General features: G+C 64.3%; 26 protein-coding genes. 8 read left to right on the top strand and 18 right to left on the bottom strand.

Annotated features, from left to right (window positions below):
* Positions 1-9: 9 nt before the first annotated feature.
* From ACTUWL_RS23490 to ACTUWL_RS23420, 15 genes are all read right to left on the bottom strand, one after another.
* Positions 10-2,031: a hypothetical protein gene (locus ACTUWL_RS23490; protein WP_291730212.1), complete on the bottom strand. Its 2,022-nt coding sequence runs from the start codon at positions 2,029-2,031 to the stop codon at positions 10-12.
* A gap of 109 nt (positions 2,032-2,140) precedes the next feature.
* On the bottom strand, positions 2,141-2,437 hold the full coding sequence (locus tag ACTUWL_RS23485) for a hypothetical protein (protein WP_448212141.1): 297 nt from the start codon (positions 2,435-2,437) through the stop codon (positions 2,141-2,143).
* Between the two features lie 127 nt (positions 2,438-2,564).
* Positions 2,565-2,939 (bottom strand): phage tail tube protein, encoded by a 375-nt coding sequence (locus ACTUWL_RS23480; protein ID WP_291730215.1) that lies wholly within the window; start codon positions 2,937-2,939, stop codon positions 2,565-2,567.
* Positions 2,940-3,020: 81 nt separating this feature from the next.
* Positions 3,021-4,526, bottom strand: coding sequence for a phage tail sheath subtilisin-like domain-containing protein (locus ACTUWL_RS23475; protein WP_291730217.1), 1,506 nt, complete (start codon positions 4,524-4,526; stop codon positions 3,021-3,023).
* A 73-nt stretch (positions 4,527-4,599) separates the two neighbouring features.
* Positions 4,600-4,887: a DUF2635 domain-containing protein gene (locus tag ACTUWL_RS23470; RefSeq protein ID WP_291730219.1), complete on the bottom strand. Its 288-nt coding sequence runs from the start codon at positions 4,885-4,887 to the stop codon at positions 4,600-4,602.
* A gap of 18 nt (positions 4,888-4,905) precedes the next feature.
* On the bottom strand, positions 4,906-5,655 hold the full coding sequence (locus ACTUWL_RS23465; RefSeq protein WP_291730221.1) for a hypothetical protein: 750 nt from the start codon (positions 5,653-5,655) through the stop codon (positions 4,906-4,908).
* A gap of 1 nt (position 5,656) precedes the next feature.
* Positions 5,657-6,073: a hypothetical protein gene (locus ACTUWL_RS23460; protein ID WP_291730223.1), complete on the bottom strand. Its 417-nt coding sequence runs from the start codon at positions 6,071-6,073 to the stop codon at positions 5,657-5,659.
* Positions 6,074-6,085: 12 nt separating this feature from the next.
* Entirely contained in the window at positions 6,086-6,424 is a 339-nt protein-coding gene (locus ACTUWL_RS23455; RefSeq protein ID WP_291730224.1) for a DUF2190 family protein, read from the bottom strand.
* An 89-nt stretch (positions 6,425-6,513) separates the two neighbouring features.
* Positions 6,514-8,016 (bottom strand): prohead protease/major capsid protein fusion protein, encoded by a 1,503-nt coding sequence (locus ACTUWL_RS23450; RefSeq protein ID WP_291730227.1) that lies wholly within the window; start codon positions 8,014-8,016, stop codon positions 6,514-6,516.
* 30 nt (positions 8,017-8,046) lie between these two features.
* Positions 8,047-8,640 carry an HK97 family phage prohead protease gene (locus ACTUWL_RS23445; protein ID WP_448212136.1) on the bottom strand — a complete coding sequence of 198 codons (594 nt, stop codon included), beginning with the start codon at positions 8,638-8,640 and terminating at the stop codon, positions 8,047-8,049.
* A 16-nt stretch (positions 8,641-8,656) separates the two neighbouring features.
* Complete coding sequence (locus ACTUWL_RS23440) at positions 8,657-10,213, bottom strand: phage portal protein (RefSeq protein ID WP_291730230.1); 1,557 nt, start codon at positions 10,211-10,213, stop codon at positions 8,657-8,659.
* Between the two features lie 12 nt (positions 10,214-10,225).
* Positions 10,226-10,435: a phage head-tail joining protein gene (locus ACTUWL_RS23435; RefSeq protein WP_291730232.1), complete on the bottom strand. Its 210-nt coding sequence runs from the start codon at positions 10,433-10,435 to the stop codon at positions 10,226-10,228.
* Between the two features lie 217 nt (positions 10,436-10,652).
* Complete coding sequence (locus ACTUWL_RS23430; RefSeq protein WP_291730234.1) at positions 10,653-11,285, bottom strand: hypothetical protein; 633 nt, start codon at positions 11,283-11,285, stop codon at positions 10,653-10,655.
* A gap of 18 nt (positions 11,286-11,303) precedes the next feature.
* Entirely contained in the window at positions 11,304-13,352 is a 2,049-nt protein-coding gene (locus ACTUWL_RS23425) for a phage terminase large subunit family protein (RefSeq protein ID WP_291730235.1), read from the bottom strand.
* Positions 13,352-13,897, bottom strand: coding sequence for a hypothetical protein (locus ACTUWL_RS23420; protein WP_291730236.1), 546 nt, complete (start codon positions 13,895-13,897; stop codon positions 13,352-13,354). The genes ACTUWL_RS23425 and ACTUWL_RS23420 overlap by 1 nt, the downstream gene beginning before the upstream one ends.
* Here ACTUWL_RS23420 and ACTUWL_RS23415 point away from each other — a divergent pair.
* The 7 genes from ACTUWL_RS23415 (at position 13,866) to ACTUWL_RS23385 (ending at position 17,299) form a co-directional block, all read left to right on the top strand.
* Positions 13,866-14,405: a hypothetical protein gene (locus ACTUWL_RS23415; RefSeq protein ID WP_448212132.1), complete on the top strand. Its 540-nt coding sequence runs from the start codon at positions 13,866-13,868 to the stop codon at positions 14,403-14,405. The genes ACTUWL_RS23420 and ACTUWL_RS23415 overlap by 32 nt on opposite strands.
* A 360-nt stretch (positions 14,406-14,765) precedes the next feature.
* Positions 14,766-15,734, top strand: coding sequence for a site-specific integrase (locus tag ACTUWL_RS23410; RefSeq protein ID WP_448212130.1), 969 nt, complete (start codon positions 14,766-14,768; stop codon positions 15,732-15,734).
* Complete coding sequence (locus ACTUWL_RS23405) at positions 15,731-15,916, top strand: hypothetical protein (RefSeq protein ID WP_291730289.1); 186 nt, start codon at positions 15,731-15,733, stop codon at positions 15,914-15,916. Before ACTUWL_RS23410 ends, ACTUWL_RS23405 begins: the two co-directional genes overlap by 4 nt.
* Positions 15,913-16,197 carry a hypothetical protein gene (locus ACTUWL_RS23400; protein ID WP_291730291.1) on the top strand — a complete coding sequence of 95 codons (285 nt, stop codon included), beginning with the start codon at positions 15,913-15,915 and terminating at the stop codon, positions 16,195-16,197. The genes ACTUWL_RS23405 and ACTUWL_RS23400 overlap by 4 nt, the downstream gene beginning before the upstream one ends.
* The gene (locus ACTUWL_RS23395; protein WP_291730293.1) at positions 16,194-16,376 is read left to right on the top strand and encodes a hypothetical protein; all 183 of its coding nucleotides are present in this window, start codon (positions 16,194-16,196) and stop codon (positions 16,374-16,376) included. The genes ACTUWL_RS23400 and ACTUWL_RS23395 overlap by 4 nt, the downstream gene beginning before the upstream one ends.
* A complete protein-coding gene (locus ACTUWL_RS23390) occupies positions 16,373-16,672 on the top strand; it encodes a hypothetical protein (protein ID WP_448212128.1) in 300 nt (99 codons plus the stop codon). The genes ACTUWL_RS23395 and ACTUWL_RS23390 overlap by 4 nt, the downstream gene beginning before the upstream one ends.
* A gap of 255 nt (positions 16,673-16,927) precedes the next feature.
* Complete coding sequence (locus ACTUWL_RS23385) at positions 16,928-17,299, top strand: DUF4118 domain-containing protein (RefSeq protein WP_021079793.1); 372 nt, start codon at positions 16,928-16,930, stop codon at positions 17,297-17,299.
* A gap of 68 nt (positions 17,300-17,367) precedes the next feature.
* Here ACTUWL_RS23385 and ACTUWL_RS23380 read toward each other — a convergent pair whose 3' ends face one another.
* Positions 17,368-17,508, bottom strand: coding sequence for a hypothetical protein (locus ACTUWL_RS23380; protein WP_021079792.1), 141 nt, complete (start codon positions 17,506-17,508; stop codon positions 17,368-17,370).
* A gap of 180 nt (positions 17,509-17,688) precedes the next feature.
* On the opposite strand from ACTUWL_RS23380, the gene ACTUWL_RS23375 reads away from it, so the two are divergent.
* Positions 17,689-17,916, top strand: coding sequence for a hypothetical protein (locus ACTUWL_RS23375; RefSeq protein ID WP_021079791.1), 228 nt, complete (start codon positions 17,689-17,691; stop codon positions 17,914-17,916).
* A 370-nt stretch (positions 17,917-18,286) separates the two neighbouring features.
* On the opposite strand, the gene ACTUWL_RS23370 is transcribed toward ACTUWL_RS23375, so the two are convergent.
* The gene (locus ACTUWL_RS23370; protein ID WP_021079790.1) at positions 18,287-18,835 is read right to left on the bottom strand and encodes a hypothetical protein; all 549 of its coding nucleotides are present in this window, start codon (positions 18,833-18,835) and stop codon (positions 18,287-18,289) included.
* A gap of 188 nt (positions 18,836-19,023) precedes the next feature.
* Entirely contained in the window at positions 19,024-20,571 is a 1,548-nt protein-coding gene (locus ACTUWL_RS23365; RefSeq protein ID WP_021079789.1) for an acetolactate synthase large subunit, read from the bottom strand.
* Between the last annotated feature and the right edge of the window lie 3 nt (positions 20,572-20,574).

The raw sequence follows: 20,574 nt of genomic DNA, 5'->3' as shown, positions 1-20,574 counted from the left end.
AGATCCTTTTTACTGCGGCGGCCCCGCTTCCGGCATGCTTCGGCCGGTCGATCCGGTCGTGCCGGTCGCGCCGCCGCCCGAATTCTTGAAGGCGTTAATTCCGTTCTGCACTTCCTGGCGAACGCTCGCCAGGAACGAGGGCGACGGCGAAATCGACACTTCGGTTTTGAGCGTCGCCTCGCCGACGACCTCGGCCTTGACCGGCTGGTTATTTCCGGCGCCGCCGATACCGAGCGCGCGTTGCAAGTCGTCGACGTTGTAACTGCCCGCCATCATGCCGCGCCCAGGCGTGCCGGGCGCCGCATATCCCTTGTCGGCGAGCTCCGACTCGATCCGATCGCGCTCGGGTCGATTCCTGGCGATCGCCTCGCGCTCGAAATCCTTGTCGCCATAGATCGCGGCGGCCTTGTCGGCCGCGTCGAGATCGGCCAAGCGATCAAGCTTGTCGCGATCGAGCATTTGCGACAAGCGCGCGCCGTGCGCCGTCGCATTCGCCGGCAAAACATCCTTGCGCGTCGCAATATCGAGGATCGGCGCTAGCAACAGCGACAACCGCGTCATGCCGGTTTTAAACTGCGTCGTAAAATCGCCGGCGCCGGTCCATTTCTGGTAAGCGCCCGACGCCAGGTCGGCAGAGATCGCCGAGGAGATCGTCGCGAGCCAGCCAAGGCCGGCGGCGTTGCGCTCGGGGTTGTCGTGCGCATAGTTCGACATATAGTTTGCGCCCGACGCGAGCCAATTCATTCCCGTCGTCGCGCTTTGCATGAACGGCTTTGCAGAGTCGCCGAAATAGTTGTCGAGTTGCTTTTGGATCGCCTGTTGCGCGACCTTCGGATCGCTCTTTTGGATTTCATCGGCGCCGGTGATGCCGTGCGCCTTGTGGCTAAGGTCCCAATCCTTCTCGATCCGCCTTTGTTGAGTGGCAAAAATTCCCATCATTTGCGCGGTCGTGGTCTGCGATGCCATCGCGGCAATCGCTTCCTGAATCGCGGCCGGATCGGTGACGCCCTTCGCGGCGAGGTGCGGCAACAGAACCTTGTTGACCCATGCATAAGGGTCCTCTTGGCCTGGCCGCAAATACTCGCCGCCAATGACGCCGCCCGGCAGCACGCCCTTAACGTTGCCGGTCTTGGTCTTGATGACCTTCGACTTGTCGATCATTCCATACTTGTCGAGCATTTCGACGGCTTTATTCGACATCTTGCCGCCGACGAATTGGGTGTGGAAGCTCGACAGCGCCTTACCGGCCGAGGAGCCGCCCAATTCTTGCGCCAGGGTCGGCGCAGTCTTGAGCATAAAGTCGTCGCTCAATGCGTTGGTCGCCGCGCGTCCATACTTGAACATTTCATAGTAGTCGGTCGGCCGCAGCGTGTCGCCAAAGACGTTGAGCGCCTTCGCCATGCCGTCGATGTAGTGCTCGAACTTGCCGTGATCCTGGGTGACGCCCTTGATTTCCATACCCTTGATCAGCTTGTCGAAATCCTCGCCCAACTCCTCGGCCTTGTCCGGGTGAGCGCCCTGGGCGACGACTCGCAACTTCATCAACGGGTCAATGATCTTGGTCGCTTCCTCAAACGTGCCGACGACGGCGCGAATGTTGCGCGCGGTGTGCATGATCTCGGTCGTCGAAATCGACTTATATTTCGCGCTGGTCGCGCGCGCCAACTCCTCGGCCTCTTTGATTTCTTGCTCGGTCATGCCAGAGGTGCGCATTCGCACCTCCTCATGCGCGCGGTCGCTACCCGACTTCGCCAGGTGCGTCGCGATCGCGCGCGCGGCGGTCGAGCCGGCGTAAGCGCCGCCGACAGCGCTCGCCATCTTGACGCCGGCGTGAATTTTTTCGCCGGCGCGCGCCAGGCGCGAGGCCTGGGCTTCGGCGCGCTGGCCGGCGGAAATATGCTTTTCGACATCGCGCGACAGCGCCGACCAGGCGCGCGACATCCGGTTTACTTTTTGCGTGACAGATTCGAGCGCGTTGCCGGTTTCGTCTTTGGCCTTAATGACCGCCAACGCTTCAAGAATCGTGCTCATTTCCGTTTCCGTCGTTTTGCCATCGCGAGCGCGCGCGATGTCCAGTAGGCCAATTCAGAAATCGGGAGATCGCCGACCGCCTTCGCGTCGATCACGCGCTCGACGAAAACTAGGTAGTCTGCGAAGTCTCCGACTGGCTCGACTTTGTCGCCGGCGAGGGCGCCGAGGACTCCGCGTCGATAAAAAAACTCAGCATCGCCTCTTTGACAGCCTTGGCGTCGAGCACGCCCATCTGGCTAAAGGCGAGCACCGGATCGGGCTGCACAATGCAACGCTCGACATAGGCGCGGATCACCTTTTCGTCGTCGACAAGCGCCATGCCGCCGCCGGCGCGCACCCAACTTTGCGGCTCGCCGAGCATGAAGAATTCGCTTCCCGTCGGCTCGCGAAGAACGATCTTCGTCACCTGGCCGTCGTGGCCCGGAAACGGCTTCTTAAGCGGCACGTCGATTGTGTTGCTCACGTTGATTTCCCCTGCTTTCCCTGGGATGCCTCAAGCCGGCGAGCGACGGATCACTCGCCGGCGCCGGCGGTTAGATTTTCTGGTAGCGCGGCCCCTCGATCGTCACGCCGTCGACCGTGCCGTCGCTCAGATTCGAGGTCGGCTTTCCGGTGAAACGACCCTTCGTCATGATGTGGGTGCGCCCGTTGGTCTCCTCGGAGATCGTCGCGTCAATCGCGGAGCGAAGGAAAGCCTCCTGCCACACGATGTTAGACGTTTCGCGAAACTTCACGTCGATCTTGTAAAGCTTCGGCTTGCTCGAATAGCAGGGCGAGCCGTCTTGGTTGGCCTTCGCCTCGACCTCGATATTGGTCGGCTCGATCGTGATGTCGGCCTCGGTCGGCGGAAGGCGCACACCGTCGATCGAGATCGAGATAATGCCGCCAAAATTGGTATCGTCAGCCATAGGTTTTGACCTTCTAGCGAAAATGGAAACGGGTTGAGCGCGCCAGGCTCACGACCTGGCGCGCGGTGACGGTGAGGCCGATTAGACGACGGCCGAGGCGCCCGACGGCGTCTGATACTGCAAGAACATCGTGATATTGGTCGCGACAATGCGCAGTTGATTCACGACATCGACCGGCGCGGAAACGTTGAGGCGCGTCGCGTTGTTCGGATCGCGCTCGACCACGACATATTTCGCGAACAGGTCGGCCTTCTCGGCGACGCCGAGCGCGACCAGGTCGTTATAGGCGTGAACGAACGTATCCCGCACCGAGGACGGCGTCGCGACTTCGCCCAGGTTGAACGGGTTGTCGTCGGCGAGCGCCTGGCGCGAATGCTTGTCGGAAACCGCCGTCCGGAAATAGCGGCTCACAAACATCGCCTGAAACATGGTTTCCACGTCCAGGAACGTGCGGTCGGTGACGCCGGCGGCGGTCTGCCGATAGGTCGTGGTCACGCGGTCGAGCCGCACAATGCCGTCGGTACCGACACGGAATGCGCTCATGCCGTCGGCATAGAGCGCCTGGCGGTCGGCGATGTCCCACCAGGTCGAGCGATCGCGCGGCGGCAACACGCCGTTGAGTTGCAGCGTTTGCAGCGGGCGCGAGACTTCCGGCGCGTCGCCGAGGTGCGCCGAGGCCAGCGCCGCGATCGCCGCCGCCCACTCCCACACCGGAGTCGGCGAGGCCGGCACCGCCATGATCGAGACGTGCTGGTCATTGCGGCTGGTGCCAAGCGTCACCTGCGCGGACAGAATGCCGACATTGGCGGTGAAGTAGTGACCATAAAGCTGTTGCGTCGGCGACCAGCGGCCAACCGAGTCGCTCATGAAATCGCGCACAGCGTTGAGCGAATTGGCGTCGGCATAGGGCGCGGCGATGAAATCGAATTCGTCGTCGCCGAGGCTCGGCAGCGCCGCCGCGACATCGGGAACGCCGGTGCCGCCGGTGAGGCCGACGATTGTCGCATTGGCCGAGGCGAGCGCATTCGGCTCATCCTTCGCAAGCTCGACCTCGACGCCGTTGCCGATCGCGCCGACATGGCGGAACGTCAGATTCGATTTCGCGGCGGTCGTGCCGTCGACGGCGGCCGAGATCGGCAAGCCCATGCCGTTGAGCGCGGCGACGAAATTCGCCGAGATCGTCGCGGCGGTGTCGGCCGAGTTGATCTGGAACACGACGCGGCGGCCCAGGACGTGGAAGATACCGGCGCCGGTCACGCCAGGCGCGGTGAACGTCACGGAGCCGGCGGCAGCGGCGCCGGCAGGATCGGCGAGCGGCAGCGCCCAAATCGGCTGGAACGGCGCATTATTGCGCGCGATCCGATACATGAACGACAGCACCGAACCGACGCCGAACAGCGCGTCGGCCTCGGCCGCCGAGTGGATCGGGCCATAAGGCACCGCCGCCGGCGCGGTGCCGCCGGCCAGCTTCGGGCCGAGCAACAGCACGCGCGGGTTGCCCTCGAAAGGCGTGCCGCCAGAATTGATCTCGGCGAAGAAAAACGGGGTGAGGATGTTGCCGGGAATATTGTTGAACGGGACCGACATAAGTCATGACTCCTTGTTCGCCGAGCGGGTCGCCGCCGGCGTTGCGGGTGTTGCGGGAATGGGTGCGGGTGAGTTAGCTGGCGGCGTCGCGCTGCAAGGCCGCCAGGATGCCAGGCGCGGGCGCCTGGTCGGCCGACGCTTCGGGCGCGGAGATCGGCGACGGCGACGCGGCCGGCGCTTCCTGGGCCGCCGGCGCGGCCTGGGCGGCCGGCGGCGTTGCCTCGGTGACATCCTGTTGCCGAATGCGGCGATGCCAGTAAGGCAGCATCGGTTTCCACTCGCCCTCGGCGTCGAGCGGCTTCAACGTGACAGGATCGCGCACCAGCGCGCCAGGCGCCGGCTTGAGGTAACGGTTTTCCATGTTGCGGATTTCCAGGTGTTACGGATTCAGGTTGTTCGCCTCGCCGGCGATCAGGTTGTCGCCGCCCTGGCCTGCAGTCGCCTGCACGCCGACGGTTTGCAGCGGCACGAAATCCGGGCCGATCGGCGCGGCCTTGGCGATGCCGAGCACCAGCGCGGTGCGATAGGTCGAATTGCTCAATGCCTCGGCGATCGGCTGCAGTCGCACCGGCAAGCGGCCGAGGCCGGTCAAGGGCGGCGTCGGCGTCACCTGGTAGACGAATTCCTGCAAATCCACCTTGGCGGTGATCGTGCGCTTGGCGAGGCGATAGGCCTCCTCGCCCGACCGCTTCGTCGACGACTCCCAATGGACCGCCGGCGTTTTCGCGATCTTGCGAAACAGGTCGCCGGTCGGGCCGCCGTGCAAGGCGGTGTAAATCTGCCAGTCGATTGAGCCGATCACGGCCTCAAGCGCGGCGTCGGTGTCGGCGTAGTCGACGACCAGGTCGTCGGAGTCGCTGGCGGCAAGCTTCGCCAGCACCGCGATCTCGAAACACAACTCGACTTGCGACTTGTGAAAGATCGGGCCGGCCTGGCTAATCTTGGTTAGCTCCTCATTCTCGGTATAGACCGAGATCACCGGCAACGGCCCGGCCAGGTCGTCGATCGGATCGAGCCGCGTGTCGAAAACATACTTGCCGGCCAGGGTCGGCCAGGGACCGGATTCCGGCGTGCCCGACGGCGCCAAGGCTTCAAGCGCGCAAAGGCGCAAAAACTCACGCGCGAGCATGTCATTTGATCCGGTTGAGATCGAGCCTGGCGTAACCAGGCGTCGAGGGCAGCACTTCGGCGACGCGGAATAGCTGGCCGGCGATCGGCGCGCCGTTGTCGTCGAGCGCGGCGATTTGATCGCCGGTGCGCGGCCGATAGGGCAACTGCGCGAGGCGGATCGAGAGATAGGGCCGCGAACTGGCGACGCCAGGTCGCTCGGGTTGCACGCCAGGCTGGTTGAACGGGCCGCCGCCGACGCGTGCGGCATATTCGCCGAACGTGCCGGCGATCCGCTTAACGACGCGATCCGGGTCGGCGACGGTCGGCGCGTTGACATCCGTCGCCAGCTTGCACGGCCGATACTCGAAAGGATCGGCCGCGTGCTGGTCGAGCGTCGCCGCCGCAGCGGCAAAGGCTTTTGAGAACGGCGACGCCATGACGATCGAGCCTTAGACGGTGTCGACGCCGAGAACGACGGTGCCGACGGTGTCGGCCTGCAACGCGGCAACGGCGGCATAGCCGACGCGCAAATTGCTGGTCGCGGTCTTGGTGAATTTCTTGGCGGTATCATCCCAATACAGAATGTCGCCAGCCGCCCAGGCGGCGGCGGTGTCCTTCGGCTGGCCCTCGAAAACGCCCTCGCGCCGGATCACGTAGTCGTCACCGATCGCCGCATCGGAAAGAACGATTCCGAACAGCGAGCCGACCTTGAGCGGCTGGCCGCCGGTGAGCGCGGCGGCGGTCGCCGCCAGGGTGAGATTTGCACCCTCATTCAAATAGTTTCGCATGTTGCTTGCCCTGCAAGACTAAGAGGAAAACGAAAACGGCCGACGCGTGATTGCGTCGGCCGCTGGAGAACGACGAAACCCGTCGCGCCTTACGCGCCGGGGTCCTGGTACATGCCGCGCCAGTCGATCGCCTTCGCGGCGAAATCGAGCCGGCCCTTGACCTCGACGCCGTCGACATCGAAGCCGAGGCGGCTCTCGGTGTAGAGGCCTTCCTCGCCGTCGAGATAGGCGTACTCGATCGTGTCAATGGTCGCCGGGTCGGCGAACAGATACCAGGTGTTGCCGGTGAGGCGCGCCTCGGTGATCTGCAACATCGAGCCGGCGAACGGGTTCACCTGGGCATTCTGCTGCGGATAGAGAGTGGTCGCGAGGAACTGCTGCGCCTCGGTTTCCTTGTCGGGCGACACGACGATAAACGCCGGCGCCAGGTTCAGCGGTTCGGCGTCGGAGGCCTTCGCGGCGAGGCCCTTCTGCTTTCGCATCGCCTTGCGGCCGGCGGAAAGCGACGCGATGTTGATCGCCGAGCCGGCGGCGGCCAGGTTGCCGTGATTGGCGTGGAACAACTGGACGCCGTCGCCCATGTTCGGATTCGAGGTGATGATCGCCCAGAACAGGGCGGCCTCGGTTTCCGCAGCCGCGCGGCCGAACAGCATCGGAATGCGATCGAACGCCGACAGGTCGTCATTGATCAGCGACTGCCGCGACAGCGTGATCACGCGGCCGAACGTCGACAGCGAATAGCTCTCTTTGCTATCCGCCAGCGCCATGCGGGTGAACTCGCCGCCTTCCTTCACCGGCTTGAGGTTCGGCATGTTGGAAAGCTGAACGATCGCGCGCGCCTTGAAATCGGGCGCGTTGTTCTGGCGCGACAGCTTTTTCCAATTCTGCGGCGCGACCTCATAGGCCGAGCGCAGCCGCTTGGAAATCACGTTCGCGAGGAGGTTCGGAAAATCCGAGGTCGTCATCGCACCACCGGCCGAGCGGAGGTTGCTCGGCAGGCCGAGGAGCGCGCCGGCCAATTCCATGCGGCCGAGGCCGCGCAGCTTCACGCCCTGGGTTTCCTCGACGAACGTGCGGCCCATTTCCATGAGCGACATGCCGCGCCAGGCGCGCGCCTCATCGGTCAGCTTGACCGAGGCCGGATTAGCGCGGTGCATGATCGCATTCTCGATCGCCGAGCGGATCACGTCGCCCTCATCGCTGATGATCTGCACGCGCGGATTGGCGACGTTGCCGGCGGCACGCTCGGCAACGGCGTCGAGCACCAGAGTGCGCACCTGGTCGATCGCGGTGCCGTCGGCGATATGCTGCGCGGCGAACTCGGCCGGCATGGCATGGCGCACCGCCAGCGTGTTGATCTCGGCGGCGCGGGCGCGCTCGACGGCGATCGCGGTCGGCGAAGCCGGCGGCGCGGCGCGCTCGGCGGTCTCGATCTTGGCCTCGGTCTCGCGGACCTGGCGCACCAGGTCGGCGTGATCGGTCTCGATCGCGCGCACGGCCTCGGGCGCCAGGCCGTCGGTCATTTCGGCGATCTTGTCGGCCGCGCGCTGCTTCAGGGCGGCCAGGTGCGCCCGCAACTGTTCAAGAGTCATGGAAAAACTTTCCTTCTTTCGTTTGGCGATTCAGATTGAAGATTGCCGCATGCGCATGCGTGCGGCGGCGGCCGAGCCGTCGACCGATCGCGCGATCACGACCGGGTATTGATCAGCGGTCGCGCGGGTCTGCGCGCCGTTGTCGGCTGGAATGGTCACGAAAGAGATTTCGTAAGGCGTCCAGCGCGTAACAATGCGCTTCTCGACCTCGCCGACTTTTTCCGGCGTGACGACGCGCACCTCGTCGATCGAGTAACCGACCGAAACCTTTGTGATGATCCGCTCGGCGACCAGGGCGAACATGCGGTCGGCGCTTTCGTCGACTCCCTTGCTCGGGAAGCGAATGAGTGCGCGGCCCTCTTTGCCCTCGATCCAGGCGCGCTCGACGGCGCCGACCTGGGACCATGTCGAATAGGAGGAGTGCGAGTCCAACGCCGGCGCGCCGGAATTGAGGCGATCCATGTTGATCGCGCGCTCGCTCACCTCAAGCGTTTCATCGAACGGAATGGCGGTGTCCCATCCCGAATAGCGCATGCGCCGCACGGTCGCGCCGGTCGTAAACGTCACCTCAACGGTGCGCTTTTCGGTGTCGATCGAGCCGACCGGCACCGCACGCGTTTGCATCGGCAACGCGTGCGGATCATTTGCCCTTTTTGGAAGTGTCATTGTTGACCTCGGTGTTAGATTCGTCTTTCGCGCCGCCCTTTGTCGACGTGAGCGCGAGGCGCGGGTCGGTATCGAGAACGATCTTTCGGCGGTCGATCTCGGCAAACCATTCGGCGATTTCGTCGAGTTGCACGTCGGGGTCGATGCCCCAGGCGGCGACGAATTGCGGCCAGGTCATGCGTCCCGATCGGACGGCCAGAATGTCGGCCTCCATGTCTTTGAGCGGGTCGATCGGCTCATTGGCCGGCATGATCCATTCAACCGGATAGCCGCCGGCGCGACGCGGCAGAATGCCGGCGTCCATCGCGGCCTCGCACCAGCGAGTCCACAGCGGATCGAGCAACATGGCGACGATCGTGTGCCACTGGAATTGCTCGACCAGGCGGCGAAACTCGATCTTGCCGGCGCGCAGCGACGAAAAATTCGCGCGCCGCAAGTCGCCGGTGAGTTGGTCGTAAGTGATGCCGGCGCCGGCGGCGAGCGTGAGCCAGGTCGACATAAGGACCGACTCGAACTGGATCGACGACGACGGCGAAACCGTCTGCAAATCCTCGCCCTGCTCCAAATACTGGATCATGCCAGGCGAAAGCGTTTCGATCCGGCGGGTGCCGCCGTCCGGTGTCCTTTCGTTGGTCACCTTCTGCGCAAGCGTGCGCGAGGTGTCATTCGTCTTGATGAATGCGGCGAGGCACGCCTCGATCCGCGACTTGACGACGACGGCCTCCTCAAGATCGGCAACGTCGCGACCTTTGAGCATGATCGGCGCGACCCACGGCACGCCGCGACCCTGGCCGATCCGATCCTTGCGGTAGGCGTGGAGCATGTCGCGCGCGTCAATGCGCTTGGATGCCGAGGGCATGACCAGGCCGCGAGCGCCAGGGTGCACCGGATAAATCCAGTATGCTTTGCGCTTGCCGTCGAGCGAATACTCGACGCCCTGGTCGACGACGACGCCCTCGGCGTTGATGTCGGCATTCGGCGGCCGGGTGACCATCATCACGCGATCGCGCGAGGCGTCGAGGTGATCCGGCTCAAGCAACCGCAATTCGAGCGGCACGACGCCAGGCCGCGCGCTCAATTTGGTCGGCACCATGTGCGCGAGCACTTCGCCGGACTCGATCACGCATCCGGTCGCGAGCGCGATCAACCCGTCGATGTTGAGTTGCCCCTCGCCGTCGCAAACCTTGCCCCAAGCTTTCCAGGCGGCTTTTGCCTTGCGGTCGAGTTTTTTGTTGCCGGTGTTGACCTTCGGCATGATGCCGGCGCCGACCGAGTGCGACACAAACACCGAGCGGATTCGATTGCCCCACCATGTGTTTCGGGTGATGTCGCGCGAGCGGGCGCGTAGCATCGGCAAGCCGCCCTTGATCGTGACGTTTGCCGAGGCGTTGGTCGCTTGCCAGCCAGCGGTGCGGCGGCCGACCTTGGCGCCGTCATAGTGGCGCACCTGGTCGAGCGTGACGCGCGCCGAGGCACGGCGCACGCCGGCGGCCGGATCGAAAAAGGCGATCGCGCGATCGAGGATGTTCATTTGCGGTCGACCTTAATCGCGGCAATGCGCGACGAATGACGTTGAAACCTTGCGCGCCGACGGCGACACAACGGCGAGCATTTGCGCGAGCACCGCTTGCATATCGGCAAGCGAGCGATATTCGACCTCGCGCGCGTCGGGTCCCGATCCGAACTTGACGCGGCGCGCGCCAGTCGCGATCGCGGCTTGCAACGTGTCGATGTCGTCTTGCGTGTAAGCCATCTCGATCGCCCTCCTCGAAAAGAAAAAGGCCGCTCGGATGAAACCGAGCGGCCTTGTGTCGCCGTGCAACGTCGCCTCTTAGGCGGTGCCGACTTGGCCGGCTGAAAACAGCGAGCGGCCTTGCGCCTGGTCGCCCCAGGTCGGCGCTAACGGGATAGTTGGGAGTCGCCCCACCGGGTACGAAAGCCGGCTTAACTCACCCGTTGCGCAAGCGCCTTTACGGCAACTTGATTCCGGCGAATTGCGCGTGCACGCGATCGAGCCAATGCCCAACCATGCCGCTCAACACCGGCGACTTGTTCGCCTTGCGGAAAGCGCCGAACGACTCGGCGGCCTGGTCGACGGCCTCGGCGGCCTTCGGCACCAGCATCGGCACGTCGAGCGCGCCAGGCGGGAAATCGAACTTGGTCGCGTTGACGCGATTGCCGACGACGACGTGACGCATGCCGGCGAGGCGATCGGCAACCGGCTTGATCTCCTCAATCGAGGCCTGATTGTTGCCGACGACATGCAACACCGCGATCGAGTAGCGCGCCGGATCGAGGAAACCGATCGCCGCGAGCATATCGAGCGTCGGCGACAGCAAACCGGCGCGAATGTCGATCACCGTCACCGCCTGGCCGAGCGTATCGAAGACACGCATCTGGCCGTCGGAGTCGGTGAGGTCGACGATCTCGGTTTTGTCCGGAAAAAACCGCTTGAGCACACCGCCCTCGACCGCGCTTTCGGTGTCGAAAGCGCGAAAATCGACGCCGGTCGCGATCAAAAAGTCGAGAAACGCGCGCGCGACGGTCGTCTTGCCGACGCCGCCTTTGTTGCCGCCGATAATGACGACGATCGGCTTTGACATGGTCGAAATTTCCCTTTGTTAGCGGTTGAGCCAGCCGCCCAGGTCGCGACCGAGCCAATTCGACTCGGCTTGCGCTTCCTGGCGCGGAGGCGGTGCCGCCGGCGGTTGAGGTTCTTCGTTCTCAACCGCCGGCGCCGCCGTGACCGGACGCGCGACTTGCACGGCCAGCGGCTTCGGAGCGAAGAAATCACCTTGCGTGATCGTCGGCGCGCGCTCGCGTGCGAGGATCTTCCATTCGTCCTCGGTCATCGACGAAACGCCCAGGTGCTCGGCCAAGGCGAGGTTGTAAACGCGACAGTCGAGGAAATGGTTTTCCTCTTTGCCGCGCGGAAACCAGGCTTTGGTTTTGCGCCCGCGCACGTTTTTCTCGGCGAGGTATTCCGCCGTGACCTGGCGGAAATAGATTTCGTCGAGCCAGGTGCCGAAATGGCAATAACCAGGCGGATCGACCTCATGCCCGGCGGCGGCGCCCTCGCGCCGCAAATCCTCATACCAATGGCCTTTGAGCGACCAGGTGCCGACCGGCCAGATTTTGCCGGTGCCGATCTTTTTGCCGTCGAGGTCGATGTCGACCAGGCTCGGCGTGCCGATCGGCGGCTTATTCCAACCGTCGCGACCGTCGACCGCGAATGCGAGCATGCGATCGCGGCACCACTGATAGACGATATGCGAGCGAAACCCCGAGTCGACCGCGAAGGCGTCGACCTGGCGCGCGCCGCCGAACGCATCCGGCCAGCGCTTGTCGTAAAGCTCGGCCAGCTTCAAGAATGCGCCGGCGTTGGCGTTGGTCGTGTCGCCTTCCAAGACATCGGTAAAGACAACCCACGACTCGCGGTTCGGCGCCCAGGCGACGACCTCGACATAGATGCCGCGCATCTGCACGTCGGCCGCCGCCGTCAGCATCAGGCCGCGCGGCGGGATGTGCCCCTTGCGATAATCCTCGCGCCGCTCCATCAGGCGAACATGATCGGGCGCGTCGCCCTTCACCTCATACGCTTCGCCGAGCGTGAGGTTATAGAACGCCTTGAGCGCCGAGGGATTCGTTTGCGCCGCGATCCACTCTTTCGCGATCTCATCCCACGGCACCAGCGTCGAGGATAGCGCGTCAAAGTGATATGACCGATCCTTGCCGGCGCCTGGCGCCGTCGGAATCCAGCCATTCGGCCGACCGTCGGCACGCGGCTCGGCGTGCTTGCTTCCCTTGCGGACCAGGTCGTTTTTTTCGTGGCCCTCGATCACCGTGCCGCAACACGGCGTCACATAGTGCGCCTGGTACGGAAACGACTCGTTGAACTTGAAATTCGCGCCGAACTTGAAAACGAACGGCTCGCGACAGCCTGGGCAGTCGACGTGCCAATATCGTTGATCGCCCGCCTTAAACTGCGCGTCGATGTAGCAGGAGCCGACGACGGTCGGCGTTGAAATGTTGGTTTCCTTCCAGTCGCCGTCGGCGAGGAAGGAAATGCCGCGCGCCGCGATCATGGCGTGCGGCGATCCCTGGCCGTCGAGGTCGTCGGGGTACTCGCTCGCCTCGTCTTTGATCCGGCGCTTTTTCGTGATCGAGCGCAAACTCGCGGTCGAGTTGGCGATCACCATCGCCAGCGATCCGCCGGGATAGCGCTTATTGTAAGTCGTCGAGCCTTCGCCCGATCGCGCGACTTGCGGCGCGACCTTTTGCTTGAGCGACTTCGTGTTTTCGATCGCGGGGTTGAACTTGTCGCGAATGAATTTGTCGAGCGCGTCTTGCGTCGGCTGCACAAGCATGATGCCGCCGGCCGGATCGCAGTCGATCGAGTGGCCGACGCCAACGATCGCCATAACCGTGAACCCGGTTTGCGCGCTCTTTTTGATCGACTGTTTGTTGACCGGCGAGTCCGGCCCCATGTTGTCGAGCGGTTCGCAAATGTACGGCGTGAAATCCGGGTCCCATAGCTCGCCGGATCGCGGCCCGTCGGGCACGATAAGGTTAGAGGCTCCCCACTGTGTCGGCGTGAGTTTTTCCGGCGGCTCGATCAGCGCCTTGCAAGCGCGAGCGATGACGCCGAGCGCCGTGTGCTTGAATTGCATCACGCATCCGATTCGTTTTCCTCGGTCGCGATCCGCAACGGTTCACTCGATCCGGCTAGCTCGCCGAACGCGGCGGCGATCGCCTTGCGCAATTCCCGCGCGACCTCTTTAAACTTCGCCCTGGCGCCGGCGGCGCCGTCTTTGCCGACTGCAGCCGCCATCGCCTCGGAATGGCTGGTGAGGCGGTCGATCGCCCGCACGCACGCCTCGGCGCATTTGTTCGCCGCGTCGGCCAGGTCGCCGATCGGCACCAGGTTGCCGAGCCTTTCCTCAAGCTCAAGATACTTGAGGTCGGCGGCGTATTGCTTTTCCCGCGCCTGGTGATCGCGATATGTCGGCGACGCGCCGCCCTCGGCGTCGTCGTCGTCGGCGGCGTGCTCGGCCGACGCTTCCTTTGCAGCGTCGCCGATCTCGCCGACCGCGCGATCGAACTGCGCGAGGCAAATGAGTTTGGTGCCGCCTTCACCTGGGCGCGTTTCCAGCTTGCCGGCCTCGACCAGGTTGGCGACGCGCTTGGCGATCGCCTGGCGCGACTTGCCTTTCATCCTGGCGACTTCCGCGATCGGCAACCATAGGCCGGCGTCGAGATCGAGAGTCGGCTCGGTGTCAGTCGACGACATCGCGCACGGTGCGAACAACTTCGCTCGCCGCCTCCTCGGTCAAATCGGCGATCGGCCTCACAACCTCTTTGACCACCGACGCCGCCACATCGCGAACGAACTGCCAGGCCTGGCGCCGCGCCACAATGACGACCGCAAGATCACGCGGCTTTTGTGCGAGGCCGCCAAGCTTGAGGCCGAGTTGCCGAGCCTGCCGATCTCGATTCCGATCACGGCCTTGCACCGCGTCGGCCAGGCGCGCGCCGATCGCCTGGCGTTGCTCGCCGACGATCTCAGGGCGGTGCGCCGCCAGCGCGACTACTGGCGGAGCATCGGCGTTCGCTCGACCGATAAGGAATGGGTCAAGCTCGACGGGCGCGAGGCCGACATCACCAGCGAAATCGAGTTGATCGGCGGCGGCGCCTCGGCGCCGGCCGGAACCGCCAAGGCCTAAAGGACCGCCGGAAATGGGTGTGCCGCGCTTTTATACTATCGTCGAAACCGCCGAGATTTTCCGCGTGTCAAGGCGGACATTCGAGGATTTTGTCGCGGTGCACCCTTTCTATCGACAGATCGGCAAGCGTAAACTATTCACCGAGGCGGACATCGCCGCGCTAGCCGAGAAAATGGAATGTCGATCAAAGTCGTTAGTATCCCCGGAAGTCCAAACCTCTACCTCAGAGGGACGCTCCGAGGCGTCAAAGTTTACGAGACTTGCGGCACTACAAGCCCAGAAGCGGCGGAAACCATCCGCGCGAAAAGAGAATGGGAAATCCTCCAAGGTAGTATTTTTGGCGCCGCCTCTACCGCGACCTTGATCGACGCCGCGCTCGTCTACCTCGAAAACGGCGGCGAGGCGCGTTTCACCAAACCGATCACCGACCATTTCAAGTCGACGCCGCTCGCCAAGATCGACCAGGCGGCGGCCGACGCGTGCGCCCGCAAGCTTTATCCGAACTGCGGCCCGGCGACACTGGTGCGCCAGGTTTACACACCGCTTACCGCCATGATCAACGCCGCCGCCAAGCGCAAGCTTTGCGCGCCGGTGAAATTCGAGCGGCCCAAGATGCCAAAGGGCCGCGTGCGTTGGATCACGCATGTCGAGGCCGACCGACTGTTGACGGCGATGCCGCCGCACCTCTACCCCCTGGTTGCCTTCCTGCTCTACACCGGCGCCAGGTGCGGCGAGGCGCTTTGGCTCGACTGGCGTTTCGTCGACCTCAAGCGCGCCCAGGTGCAATTTCTCGACACAAAGAACGGCACCGATCGCGGCGTGCCGTTGCACCCCGCCCTGGTCGCGATCCTGGCGAACTTGCCGCATCGCACCGGCTGCGTTTTCCGCAAGCAAGGCCGCCTCATCAAGCCGACCGGATTCATGCCGCGCAACAGCAACAGCGGCGAGCCGATCGTGCGCGAGTATGCGCTCGGCGATCCTTACACACCGCTCGATCCCGACGACGATCGCGACGTGTCGGCCGGCTCGCGGATCAAGAAAGGATTCAAGGCCGCATGCGTGCGCGCCGAGATCGACGATTTTTCACCGCATGATTGCCGGCACACCTGGGCGACCTGGCACTATCAGCAGCACCGCGACCTCAACTTGCTCAAAGACCTCGGCGGCTGGTCGTCGCTCTCAATGGTGTTGCGCTATGCGCATGTGAACGTCGAGCACCGCGCGCCCTCGATCGCGGCTATGCCGACGATCGGCGGCACGCCGCCGGCGGCGCCCAGGACGGCCAGCGCGGGCGCGTCAGAGGCCGAGCGCGAGGCGGCGGCGCGATGATCTCGGATTTTGGAAAGCTCACCGTCAGCGCCGGCGCCGTCGCGATCGGCACGTTGATCACGTTCGCCCTCGGCTATGCCGACAAGGTCGATCCATTCGTGCCCGGCATGGTCGCTGGACTGGTCGCCCTGGGCGCGCTCGAATTGCGCGCGGTGATTCTCAAGAGGAGGGAAAGAAAATGACGAACCGGACTCCAATTTCGGAGATCCTTTCCGGCGACGATCTCAGGCACCCGGCGGCGTGCGCGGCGTCGCTTTCGACGCGCGACTTGCGCGCGCGCGTGCTCGCCGTGATCAGGCCGATGCCAGAGGAAACCGCCGACGGCACCACGCTCGGCGAGGCGCGGGCGATCGTCGCGGGATGGCAGCGCGCGCACGACCTGACATACCTCTCGCCCGAGGCATGCCTCGACCTCGCGGAGCGGATCGAGGCCGCCATGATCGCCGAGAGGGCCGAGCCATGAACGAGCGCACCCTCGACGAGATCGCCAGCGATTTGCGGGAGATCGCGAACATGGTCGAAATCCCCGGTAGCGTCGCGGCCAAACTTCACAAGTGCGCCGACGAAATCGACGCGATCGACTCACAAAACTCGCTAGAGGCCGCAATCGAGGCCGGGCGCATGCCGAGGGCAAAGCCATGACCGGCGACGACGTGCCCCCGGTGATCCGCACCGCGCGCCAGGTCGAGGAATATCGGGCGCTCGACCGCTTGCACGCGGCTTTCGTCGAGGAAATGCGCGCGGTGCTTTCGATGCCGTACCACGAATGGGTGCGGCGCACGTTCGGGCCGCTCGGCCCGATGCACTATGTTGATCCGCGCAAAGACGACGCGCCGGCGCAATTCGCGGCGGCGGCGATCCCGCCATTGTCGGAAAGTGAAAAATCCGTGAAGTGCGATTTCGCCAAAGGAAATAAGACTTACAAGTCAGATATTTAGCGCGCTTCACTTTTGCCCTTCACACGGGAGAGGTCCAAGGTTCGATCCCTTGTGCGTCCACCATTCCTTTCCCGCCTGTCACCCAACCGCAGACTTTGGCCGGGCGTTATGCCGTCCCCGTACCCGGTCCACCGCAGCGCAACAAGCGCGCCGGGGAAGATCGGCCGACCACCCCTCCCACGGAGTCCTACGGGGTTTTGTTTACAGGCCTCCTCGGCTACCTTCCCGGAACTCGCGGGGGCCAGGGAAGTCTCGATGCGCAAGGGCAACGACTACATTCTGAAGCTGCGGCCTTGGTCCCTGTCGACCTTCGTCGTCGCCCTGCTGGTCGTGGTGCTGGCGACCGCGACCCAGGAGATGTTCGCAAGCTTCGGCATGCAACTCTATTTCGCTGGCTTCGTGCCGGCGATCCTGGTCGCCGGCCTGATGGGCGGCGCGCCGGCCGGCGCTTTCGCCACGATCATCACCGTTCCGATCGTCTGGTGGGCGTTCATGCCGCCCTATTTCGAATTCGCCTGGCCGACGGCCGACGACTACGACAGCATCGCGATGTTCCTGCTGTCGAGCGGGCTCCTGGTCAGCTTTTCGCAGCTCTATCGGGAAGCGCTGGTCATCCTGCGCAAGTAACGCGCCCGGCGCGGACCGCTCCTGCTCGACTGTGGCGGCAAGCCGGCCGCCTGCACCGATCGACCGCCTCAGATCCCGAACATCCAGACCGCGACGATGGTGGCCAGCGTTGCCAGTCCGCTGGTGGTCCAGCCCACCGCGTAGAAGGTGTCGTCGGGGGCGGTGTCGAGCACCGTATTGGTGGTTTCCGTCACTGATCGCCAACGCATGGCGTCTCTCCTCGGAACTCCTGCCCGGCGACATAACGCGGCTCGCGGTTCCCGGTTCCGCCTCGATCGCAGCGGCCGCGCCGTTCACGCTGAGCTCACGGACTGCTGATCGGCAACGCGGAACCTGCGACATTCTGTCCCGTTGAGGGGCGCCGGAAACCAACTTGGGAGAACCATCCGATGCGAACACTGATCCTCGCCGCCACCGCCCTCGCCTTCGTCTCGTCCACCGCACTCGCGCAGGACAAGGCAGGCGGTACCACGGCCCCCGCAGCACAAAGCGGCGACACAGCGGCCAAGGGCGAGGCGACCAAGATGGCGCCGAAGAAGAAAGCCAAGAAGGCAAAGAAATCGAAGGCCAAGTCCGGCGGCGCCGCCACCACCGGCGACGATGCGACCAAGCAATAATCAGAAACAATCGCGCACCGCGATCACGGAAGAGACGAAACGGAAAAGGCCGCCCGAAGGCGGCCTTTTTGCTGTCTCGGTGCGGATGCTGCCTCGGCTCGTCACGTCGTGATCAACTGCGCCGATCGTGCGAGGCCTCGAATCCTATGTCAGCAACGGCTGGACCGGTGATCGCCGGACCAACGAAATTCAGGTGCGGGAGAGGGAGCGAAAGAGGCGCAGAGCCGATAATCCGCACCGCCATCGGATCGTTCTGAAAATTGACCACCGGCTCCAGGAATTGCTCCACCTCCCGCACCTTTTGTTGTGCCGCGCGTGCAGCGACGACGCATGATCCAAACGGGCTATCACCTCGATGCGGTGACAAGATTCATTGATCAGCTGGGTGCTGAGGGCCATCGTCGTGGCGCCCCGCGAGCCCGCTCTCTTGCACGCGCTCCGCAAACCAGCGCGACGTGGCGTGGTCGATCGCGCCGCCGGCATAGACTTCGGAAAAGCTCACGCCGTTCGGTCCGACGATCACGAGCACGCCCATCGCATAGGCAAACCAGACATTCGGATCGGTCAGCGCGGCCAGCTTGCGCTGATCGTGATCGAGCGGCTGGTGATTGCTGTCCTTGCGCAGCTCGATGGCCAGGAGATTGTTCGGGATATCGCGCTGATGCACGACGATATCGGGATAGATCGACTTGCCGAGATGGTCATCGGTCGAGCTACCCGAGCCGCGTGGCAGCCGCAGCGTGCGCTCGCCGAGCCGATCGTAGTTGCAATCGACCTGCCAGCCGGCGAACTGCCGCTCGACATAGACCGCGATTCGGTGAGTAAGCGTTCGCTCGCCGAGATCGCGCTCCAGCAGGAACGTCTCCTGCGCGTAAAACTCCTGCACGGCGGCGATCACCTTGTTCAGCTCGGTCTGCATGGGCGCCTCCGACTGGACAAAAGCGCGATGAGCTTCATCGCGCGTTGGCTTCTTGTTTGAGCATGATCTCCGCGCAAACGCTTCGCGTTTGTCGCGAGGGAAAACCGCGTCGCACTTTGCGCTAACGCGGCCGTTCCGGTCGGGATCATGCTCGGGGCCGCCGCCGCGGCCATTTCAAATCATGCTCGCTACATCTGCACTTCGATCAGCCGCGGGCCCGGTTCGGCAACGGCATTCGCCAGCGCCTTGTTGAACTCATCCGCGGATGCGACCGCCACGGCCGGCACGCCCATTCCCTTTGCCAGCGCGACGAAATCGAGCGTCGGCCGGTCAATCTTCAGCATGTCCTGCGCCCGCTTGCCCGGCTCGCCCGCGCCGACGCCGTCGAACTCGCCGCGCAGGATCTGGTAGATCCGGTTGGCGAACACGATGGTCACGACGTTGAGCCCCTCGCGCGCCTGCGTCCACAGCGACTGGATCGTGTACATCGCGCTGCCGTCGCCGACCATGCAGATCACCTTGCGGTCCGGACAGGCGACCGCGGCACCGGTTGCCACCGGCGTCGAGAAGCCGATCGAGCCGCCCATGTTCTGCAACCAGTCATGCGGCGCCGCGCCCGCCGTCGGCGGAAAGAAGCCGCGGCCAGTGGTGACGGATTCATCGACCATGATGGCGTTGTCGGGGATCGCGCACGCAATCGCCTGCGCGATCGATGCGTGATTGAGGGCGCCGGTCGGCTTGATCAGTTCCGGATGCTGCTGCGGCTTGACGTCCTGCGCCGTCGCATGCAGCGCATTGGCCAGCGCCTCGAGGGCTGCGACCGAATTCTCGCCCCAGGCGGTCATGCGATGCACCTCGCAGCCTTCCGCCTTCAGCATACTCGGCTTGTTCGGATAGGCGAAGAACGCGACGGGATCGTTGGCCTCGACCAGGACAATGTGACGAAAATTCTTCAGGATCGGCAGCGCCTGCTCGATCACATAGGGAATGCGATTGATCGAGAAGCGGCCGCGGCCGCGCGCCATCCGCGGATGATAGGTCTGGCCCATCACCGTGCAGCCGGTCTTGCCGGCGATGCGCTCGGCGAGCGCCAGCCCGTGCTCGGTCAGCGCGCTGCCGGTGACCAGCAGCAGCGTGTGCGCGGCATCGCCGTGCAGGATTTTCGCCGCGGTGTCGACCGCCTGAGGCGAATAGCTCGGGCGCTGGGTGTCGACCGGCACCTCGGCGATGCCGTCGGCCTCGTTCCAGGCGGTGTCGGCCGGCAGGATCAGGGTTGCGATCTGGGGCGGCGCGCTCTTTGCCGCGGCGATCGCAGCCGCACCGTCGGCGGCGACCGACTTGGCATCCGGCGAGGTGCGCACCCAGGACGACATCGGCCGCGCCAGGCCCTCGATATCGGAGGTCAGCGGCGCGTTGTAGCCGATGTGGTAGGTGGCGTGCTGGCCGACGATGTTGACGATGCCGGAATGCGCCTTCTTGGCGTTGTGCAGATTGGCAAGGCCGTTGGCGAGGCCGGGCCCGAGATGCAGCAAGGTCGAGGCCGGTGTTCCCTTCATGCGGAAATAGCCGTCGGCAGCACCCGTCACCACGCCTTCGAACAGGCCGAGCACGCAGCGCATGCCCGGGACCTTGTCCAGCGCCGCCACGAAATGCATCTCCGAGGTGCCCGGGTTGGTAAAACAGACATCCACGCCGCCCGCGACCAATGTCCGCACCAGACTTTCCGCACCGTTCATGCT

It is taken from the genome of Bradyrhizobium sp. WCU1, assembly GCF_053474805.1.
This window is presented reverse-complemented; position numbering and strand designations above follow the sequence as displayed.

Bases quoted from the DNA above. Each gene is read 5' to 3' on its own strand.
- ACTUWL_RS23490 (WP_291730212.1), bottom strand. From the start codon at position 2,031: ATGAGCACGATTCTTGAAGCGTTGGCGGTCATTAAGGCCAAAGACGAA.
- ACTUWL_RS23480 (WP_291730215.1), bottom strand. From the start codon at position 2,939: ATGGCTGACGATACCAATTTTGGCGGCATTATCTCGATCTCGATCGAC.
- ACTUWL_RS23475 (WP_291730217.1), bottom strand. From the start codon at position 4,526: ATGTCGGTCCCGTTCAACAATATTCCCGGCAACATCCTCACCCCGTTT.
- ACTUWL_RS23470 (WP_291730219.1), bottom strand. From the start codon at position 4,887: ATGGAAAACCGTTACCTCAAGCCGGCGCCTGGCGCGCTGGTGCGCGAT.
- ACTUWL_RS23465 (WP_291730221.1), bottom strand. From the start codon at position 5,655: ATGCTCGCGCGTGAGTTTTTGCGCCTTTGCGCGCTTGAAGCCTTGGCG.
- ACTUWL_RS23460 (WP_291730223.1), bottom strand. From the start codon at position 6,073: ATGGCGTCGCCGTTCTCAAAAGCCTTTGCCGCTGCGGCGGCGACGCTC.
- ACTUWL_RS23455 (WP_291730224.1), bottom strand. From the start codon at position 6,424: ATGCGAAACTATTTGAATGAGGGTGCAAATCTCACCCTGGCGGCGACC.
- ACTUWL_RS23450 (WP_291730227.1), bottom strand. From the start codon at position 8,016: ATGACTCTTGAACAGTTGCGGGCGCACCTGGCCGCCCTGAAGCAGCGC.
- ACTUWL_RS23445 (WP_448212136.1), bottom strand. From the start codon at position 8,640: ATGCAAACGCGTGCGGTGCCGGTCGGCTCGATCGACACCGAAAAGCGC.
- ACTUWL_RS23440 (WP_291730230.1), bottom strand. From the start codon at position 10,213: ATGAACATCCTCGATCGCGCGATCGCCTTTTTCGATCCGGCCGCCGGC.
- ACTUWL_RS23435 (WP_291730232.1), bottom strand. From the start codon at position 10,435: ATGGCTTACACGCAAGACGACATCGACACGTTGCAAGCCGCGATCGCG.
- ACTUWL_RS23430 (WP_291730234.1), bottom strand. From the start codon at position 11,285: ATGTCAAAGCCGATCGTCGTCATTATCGGCGGCAACAAAGGCGGCGTC.
- ACTUWL_RS23425 (WP_291730235.1), bottom strand. From the start codon at position 13,352: ATGCAATTCAAGCACACGGCGCTCGGCGTCATCGCTCGCGCTTGCAAG.
- ACTUWL_RS23420 (WP_291730236.1), bottom strand. From the start codon at position 13,897: ATGAAAGGCAAGTCGCGCCAGGCGATCGCCAAGCGCGTCGCCAACCTG.
- ACTUWL_RS23405 (WP_291730289.1), top strand. From the start codon at position 15,731: ATGATCTCGGATTTTGGAAAGCTCACCGTCAGCGCCGGCGCCGTCGCG.
- ACTUWL_RS23400 (WP_291730291.1), top strand. From the start codon at position 15,913: ATGACGAACCGGACTCCAATTTCGGAGATCCTTTCCGGCGACGATCTC.
- ACTUWL_RS23395 (WP_291730293.1), top strand. From the start codon at position 16,194: ATGAACGAGCGCACCCTCGACGAGATCGCCAGCGATTTGCGGGAGATC.
- ACTUWL_RS23390 (WP_448212128.1), top strand. From the start codon at position 16,373: ATGACCGGCGACGACGTGCCCCCGGTGATCCGCACCGCGCGCCAGGTC.
- ACTUWL_RS23385 (WP_021079793.1), top strand. From the start codon at position 16,928: ATGCGCAAGGGCAACGACTACATTCTGAAGCTGCGGCCTTGGTCCCTG.
- ACTUWL_RS23380 (WP_021079792.1), bottom strand. From the start codon at position 17,508: ATGCGTTGGCGATCAGTGACGGAAACCACCAATACGGTGCTCGACACC.
- ACTUWL_RS23375 (WP_021079791.1), top strand. From the start codon at position 17,689: ATGCGAACACTGATCCTCGCCGCCACCGCCCTCGCCTTCGTCTCGTCC.
- ACTUWL_RS23370 (WP_021079790.1), bottom strand. From the start codon at position 18,835: ATGCAGACCGAGCTGAACAAGGTGATCGCCGCCGTGCAGGAGTTTTAC.
- ACTUWL_RS23365 (WP_021079789.1), bottom strand. From the start codon at position 20,571: ATGAACGGTGCGGAAAGTCTGGTGCGGACATTGGTCGCGGGCGGCGTG.